This is a genomic window from Rhodococcus yananensis (assembly GCF_020515525.1).
Taxonomy (GTDB): domain Bacteria; phylum Actinomycetota; class Actinomycetes; order Mycobacteriales; family Mycobacteriaceae; genus Rhodococcus; species Rhodococcus yananensis.
The window spans coordinates 1-5,098 of record NZ_JAIYEP010000138.1 but is presented as its reverse complement, the minus strand read 5'-3'; the positions used below and the strand labels follow the sequence as shown (position 1 = coordinate 5,098).

The window sequence follows — 5,098 nt, the reverse complement described above, 5'->3', positions numbered from 1 at the left end:
CGCTTTCGCCGGCGCGATGTTCGGCCTCGTCACCAGCGACAACATGCTGGTCCTGTACAGCTTCTGGGAACTGACGACGATCCTGTCGTTCCTGCTCGTCGGCCACTACGCCGAACATGTCCGACCGACCGGTCGGACATCCCGCAGCGTCACGGTGAAGCCGGTGCGATTCCGGCGCTGTCCCCGCAACTGTGGTCCCGGTCCGGCCGGGCGAGCCAGGTCAGCCGGCGTCGCGGGCACGGAACTGGTCCTCGGACGAAGGACGGTGTCGTGCCGTAACCCGCCGGGTTGCAGCCGTGCTCCCTTCGTCCTCCGAACAACGGAGGGATGGTTGTGCCCCACGCACCCCGTCGGATCCTCGCGGCGGGTATCGCCGCGTTCGCACTGCTCGTCGCCGGATGCGGCAGCAGCGACGACACCGCACCCGCAGACGACACCGCCACCGAGGCGGGCACGCCGCAGGCCATCGTGTCGTTGAGCCCGACCACCACCGAGATGCTCTACGCCGTCGGCGCGGGCGACCAGGTCGTCGCCGTCGATGACCAGTCCGACTTCCCGGCCGATGTTCCCGTCACCGACCTCTCCGGTTACACCCCGAACGTGGAGGCGATCCTCGGCTACGAACCCGACCTCGTCGTCACCAACGCCGACACCGGCGATCTCGTCGCCGGACTCGCGCAGGCCGGGGTGCAGACCCTGATCCTCCCGGCCGCCACCACCCTCGACGACACCTACGGTCAGATCGAGCAGGTCGGCGCCGCGACCGGGCACATCGCCGAAGCCGCCGAACTCGTCGCGTCGATGCAGACGGAGATCGAGCAGATCGTCGCGACCGTCCCCCAGCGTGATGTGCCGCTGCGCTACTACCACGAACTCGACAACACCTTCTACAGCGTCACCGACGACACCTACATCGGCCAGATCTACTCGATGCTCGGTCTGACGTCCATCGCGACCGGTGGCGACGGTTACCCGCAACTGTCCGCCGAATACATCGTCGAACAGAACCCCGACGTGATCTTCCTGGCCGACGGTCAGTGCTGCGGCGTCACCCCGGAGGTCGTCGCGCAGCGGGCGGGTTGGAACGAGATCACCGCCGTCCGCGACGGCCACGTGTACGTCGTCGACGAGGATCTCGCGAGCCGCTGGGGCCCGCGCGTCGTCGACTTCATGCGTGAGGTCGCCGCCATCGTCACCGCGATCCCCGTGGCGCAGCCCGCCCCGTGATCGTGTCGCCCCGCCGCCGCGCCCTCGTTCTGGGGGCGGCGGTGGTGTTCCTGCTCGCCGCGATGCTCGTCGGGATCCTGGTGGGCCCCGCCGGACTCACCCCGCGCGCTGTGCTGCTCGACATCGCCGACCGCCTCCCGCTCGTCGACGTCGACTCCGGGCTCACCTCGCGGCAACAGGCCATCCTGTGGAACATCCGGATGCCGCGGGTCGTGCTGGGGGTGCTCGTCGGCGCGATGCTCGCGATCGCCGGCGCCGCGTACCAGGGGGTGTTCCGTAATCCGCTCGCCGACCCGTACCTGCTGGGAGTGTCCAGCGGTGCCGGTCTCGGTGCGACGGTCGCGATCGTGGTCGGCGGTGCCGCCGGATTCGCCGGAGTGCCCGTCGCCGCGTTCGCGGGCGGACTTCTCGCGGTCGGCGCCACCTACGCGCTGGGCCGGTCCGTCGGCGGCGGCCGCACGGAGATCGTCATCATCCTCGCCGGGGTCGCCGTCGCCGCGTTCGCCAACGCCATCCAGACGTTCTTCATGCAGATGCACGACGACACCCTCCGCCAGGTGTACTCGTGGATGCTCGGGCGGCTGTCCACCGACGGCTGGACGGACGTGCGGACGGTGCTGCCGTACGTCGTCGTCAGCGTCGTGATCATCGCGTTGCACCGCCGGACCCTCGACGTCATGGCGGTCGGTGACGTGGAGGCCGCCAGCCTCGGCATCGACCCCGCCCGGGTGCGACTGCTGCTCGTGTTCGTCGCGACCCTCGGCACCGCCGCGGTGGTCGCCGCGAGTGGCCTCATCGGGTTCGTCGGCATCGTCGTGCCGCACGCCGTACGGTTGATCGTCGGTCCCGGGCACCGGATGCTGCTGCCGCTGTCACTGTTGACCGGGGCCGCCTTCCTCGTCCTCGCCGACGTCCTCGCCCGCACCGTGATGGCCCCCGCGGAACTGCCGATCGGTGTGGTGACCGCAGCGATCGGCGCGCCCTTCTTCCTCGTCGTCCTGCGCCGCAGCCGGAGTGCGTCGTGAACGCCCCCGACGCCGTCACCTGCCGGGAGGTGTGTGTCGCGCGCGGCGGTATCGAGGTGCTGCACGACGTCGACGTGCTCGTCCGCGCCGGCGAGTGGGTGTCGTTGGTCGGTCCCAACGGATCCGGCAAGACCACCCTGCTGCACGCGCTGGCCGGTCTCGTGCCCGCGACCGGGCGGATCGACGTCGCGGGTATCGACCCCGGACGCACCCGTCGCCGCGCGGTGGCGCGGGCGGTCGCGCTGATGCCGCAGCGCCCGGTGGTGCCGGACGGCGTGACCGTGCGCGACCTGATCCATCTCGGTCGCACCCCGTACATCCCTCGGTTCGCGACCGGTACGCCCGGTGACCGCGAGACGGTCGACCGGGTGGTCGAGCGCCTGGAACTCGGGTCGTTCGTGTCGCGGCTCGCCACGGACCTGTCGGGTGGTGAACTGCAGCGGGTGGTGCTCGCCCGGGCGCTCGCGCAGGAACCCCGGGTGCTGCTGCTCGACGAACCCACGAGCGCGCTCGACATCGGGCACCAGCAGCAGGTGCTCGATCTCGTCGACTCGATGCGGCGGGAGAGCGGCCTGACGGTGATCGCCGCGATGCACGATCTGACGTCCGCCGGTCAGTACGGCGAACGGCTCGTGCTCCTGCACGACGGCCGGGTCGTCGCGGACGGCCCACCGGGCGCGGTGCTCACCGCCGACCGACTCGCCGCGATCTACGGTGCGCGTGTCGAGGTCCTCGACCGTGCCGACGGCCCGGCGGTGCTGCCGCTGCGCGACACCAGGAAGGAGCCGTGATGGAGGTCGTCCTGCTGGGGACCGGCGCCGCCGACGGCTGGCCCAACCCGTTCTGCACCTGCGCGTCCTGCATCGATGCCGCGCGGCGCGGTGAGATCCGCGGCCAGACCGCGGCGCTCGTCGACGACACGCTGATGCTGGACTGCGGCCCGGAGGCGCCGCGTGCCGCCGTGCGGTACGGGCGCACCCTCAGCGGGGTGCGGCACATCCTGCTCACCCACGCACACCCCGACCATCTCGGCCCGCAGGCACTGTTGTTCCGGTCGTGGGTGGAGGCCGGGCACGTCGTCGACGTCGTCGGCCCGGCCGACGCGCTCGACGCGTGCCGCCCGTGGGTCGGGCCCGACGACCCGGTGCGGTTCGTGCCGGTACGGGCCGGGGACACGACCCGGGTCGGGGAGTACACGGTGCGGGTCCTGCCCGCGCGTCACCGGGTGTTCCACGACGGCGACGCCGTGCTCTACGACCTCACCGGTGCCGACGGCGCCCGCATCCTGTGGGCGTGCGACACCGGACCGCTGCCCGACGACTGGTTCGACGCGGTGCGCGGCGCCCGGTTCGACGCGGTGTTCGTGGAGGAGACCTTCGGTGACCGGTCCGAGTTGTCGGACGGGCACCTCGGCCTGCCCGAGTTCGAGGGACTCGTCGGGTCGTTGCGTGCGTGCGGTGCCGTCGTCGATACGACGGATGTCGTCGCGGTGCATCTGGGGCATCACAACCCGCCGGTCACCGAGTTGCGGCGCCGACTGGCGCGGTGCGGTGCCCGGCCCGGAACGGACGGAGAGATGGTGAGGACCGGAACGGCGGCGCGGCAGGCGCGCGGGCATCGCACGCTGGTGCTCGGTGGGGTGCGCTCCGGCAAGTCGCGGCACGCGGAGGAGTTGCTCGCCGCGCACCCGTCGGTGGTGTACGTCGCGACCGGGGGTACCCGTGTCGGTGACGCCGAATGGGAGCAGCGGGTCGCGCTGCACCGGCAGCGTCGGTCCGCGTCGTGGTCGACGGTCGAGACCGTCGACGTCGCCGCCGTGCTGCGCACCGCCACGCAACCGCTGCTCGTCGACTGCCTCGGAACATGGCTCACCGCACGCCTCGACGTGCACGGCGTGTGGAACGGTGGCGACGTCGCCGCGGTGGACGCGGACGTCGACGATCTGCTCGACGCGTGGCGCGGGTGCACCGTACCGGTGGTCGCGGTGAGCAACGAGGTGGGCAGCGGGGTGGTGCCGGCCACCGCGTCGGGCCGGCTGTTCCGGGACATGTTGGGGCGGCTCAACGCCTCGGTGGCGGCGGTGTCGGAGTCGGTGACGCTGGTGGTCGCGGGCATCGCCGTGCCGCTGCGCTGAACGTTCACCCGACCGTCATCGGATTGTCGATCCGGCGCGCCGCAAGAGTCACGGATTGGATATCCGCCACACTTCCTCGTTTCCGGCGTCGGACCGTGGCACACTGGTCGATCGGTGCCTGAGACGCTTCGAGGGACAGGAGGAAACGGATGCGCACCACTGCACATATGCGGCACGGACCGCGTTCGATGATCCCGACCCTCGGGTACCCATCCGAAAAGTCCTCCGGGACTGTCGGATTCAGCGTCCACTGACCCCATCTCCCGGGGTGTGTGCGCCCCGGATTCCGGTCTGCCGACCGTGACCGTGGGCTGTTCGCGCCCCGAGAACCTGCTGATTGCCCACATTGAGCCACGACGTTCCTGTGACGTGTGCCGACCCTCGGTGCCCGAGCGCCGGAAGGAGACCCGACGATGACAACGATGCTGCTGGCCGACCTGCTGGCGCCCGCCCGCGACACCCTGGACTGGGAGGACGCCGCGTGCCGCGGTGATCGGCACCCGGACCGCTGGTTCCCGGACCCGAGCGAGGACTTCGACTACGCGGCCAACGTGTGCGCGCGGTGCCCGATCGTCGCGGCGTGCCATGCCTACGCCGTGGACACGAAGCAGTCCGGTGTGTGGGGTGGCAACGAGTTCCGGCGCGGCAAGGTCATGCGCTGACCCACGCCCCCGCCCGTGCGCGTTTCTGGTAGCTCCGGCTACCAGAAACG

5 protein-coding genes and 1 riboswitch are annotated in these 5,098 nt (G+C 71.1%); all 5 genes read left to right on the top strand.

Annotation, left to right across the window (positions count from 1 at the left end):
• Positions 1-112 precede the first annotated feature (112 nt).
• A riboswitch (cobalamin riboswitch) is annotated at positions 113-243 on the top strand.
• Positions 244-327: 84 nt separating this feature from the next.
• The 5 genes from LDQ05_RS19200 to LDQ05_RS19180 all read left to right on the top strand — a co-directional run bounded on the left by LDQ05_RS19200 (position 328) and on the right by LDQ05_RS19180 (position 5,048).
• Positions 328-1,227 (top strand): ABC transporter substrate-binding protein, encoded by a 900-nt coding sequence (locus LDQ05_RS19200; RefSeq protein WP_226438548.1) that lies wholly within the window; start codon positions 328-330, stop codon positions 1,225-1,227.
• 62 nt (positions 1,228-1,289) lie between these two features.
• Complete coding sequence (locus tag LDQ05_RS19195) at positions 1,290-2,252, top strand: FecCD family ABC transporter permease (protein ID WP_226438549.1); 963 nt, start codon at positions 1,290-1,292, stop codon at positions 2,250-2,252.
• The gene (locus tag LDQ05_RS19190; RefSeq protein ID WP_226438547.1) at positions 2,249-3,043 is read left to right on the top strand and encodes an ABC transporter ATP-binding protein; all 795 of its coding nucleotides are present in this window, start codon (positions 2,249-2,251) and stop codon (positions 3,041-3,043) included. The genes LDQ05_RS19195 and LDQ05_RS19190 overlap by 4 nt, the downstream gene beginning before the upstream one ends.
• Positions 3,043-4,386 carry a bifunctional adenosylcobinamide kinase/adenosylcobinamide-phosphate guanylyltransferase gene (locus tag LDQ05_RS19185; RefSeq protein WP_226438546.1) on the top strand — a complete coding sequence of 448 codons (1,344 nt, stop codon included), beginning with the start codon at positions 3,043-3,045 and terminating at the stop codon, positions 4,384-4,386. Before LDQ05_RS19190 ends, LDQ05_RS19185 begins: the two co-directional genes overlap by 1 nt.
• Positions 4,387-4,799: 413 nt before the next feature.
• Positions 4,800-5,048 carry a WhiB family transcriptional regulator gene (locus LDQ05_RS19180; protein ID WP_226438545.1) on the top strand — a complete coding sequence of 83 codons (249 nt, stop codon included), beginning with the start codon at positions 4,800-4,802 and terminating at the stop codon, positions 5,046-5,048.
• Positions 5,049-5,098: the final 50 nt, after the last annotated feature.

Coding starts and splice junctions, on each gene's coding strand:
- LDQ05_RS19185 (WP_226438546.1), top strand. CDS start 3,043: ATGGAGGTCGTCCTGCTGGGGACCGGCGCCGCCGACGGCTGGCCCAAC.
- LDQ05_RS19180 (WP_226438545.1), top strand. CDS start 4,800: ATGACAACGATGCTGCTGGCCGACCTGCTGGCGCCCGCCCGCGACACC.
- LDQ05_RS19200 (WP_226438548.1), top strand. CDS start 328: ATGGTTGTGCCCCACGCACCCCGTCGGATCCTCGCGGCGGGTATCGCC.
- LDQ05_RS19195 (WP_226438549.1), top strand. CDS start 1,290: ATGCTCGTCGGGATCCTGGTGGGCCCCGCCGGACTCACCCCGCGCGCT.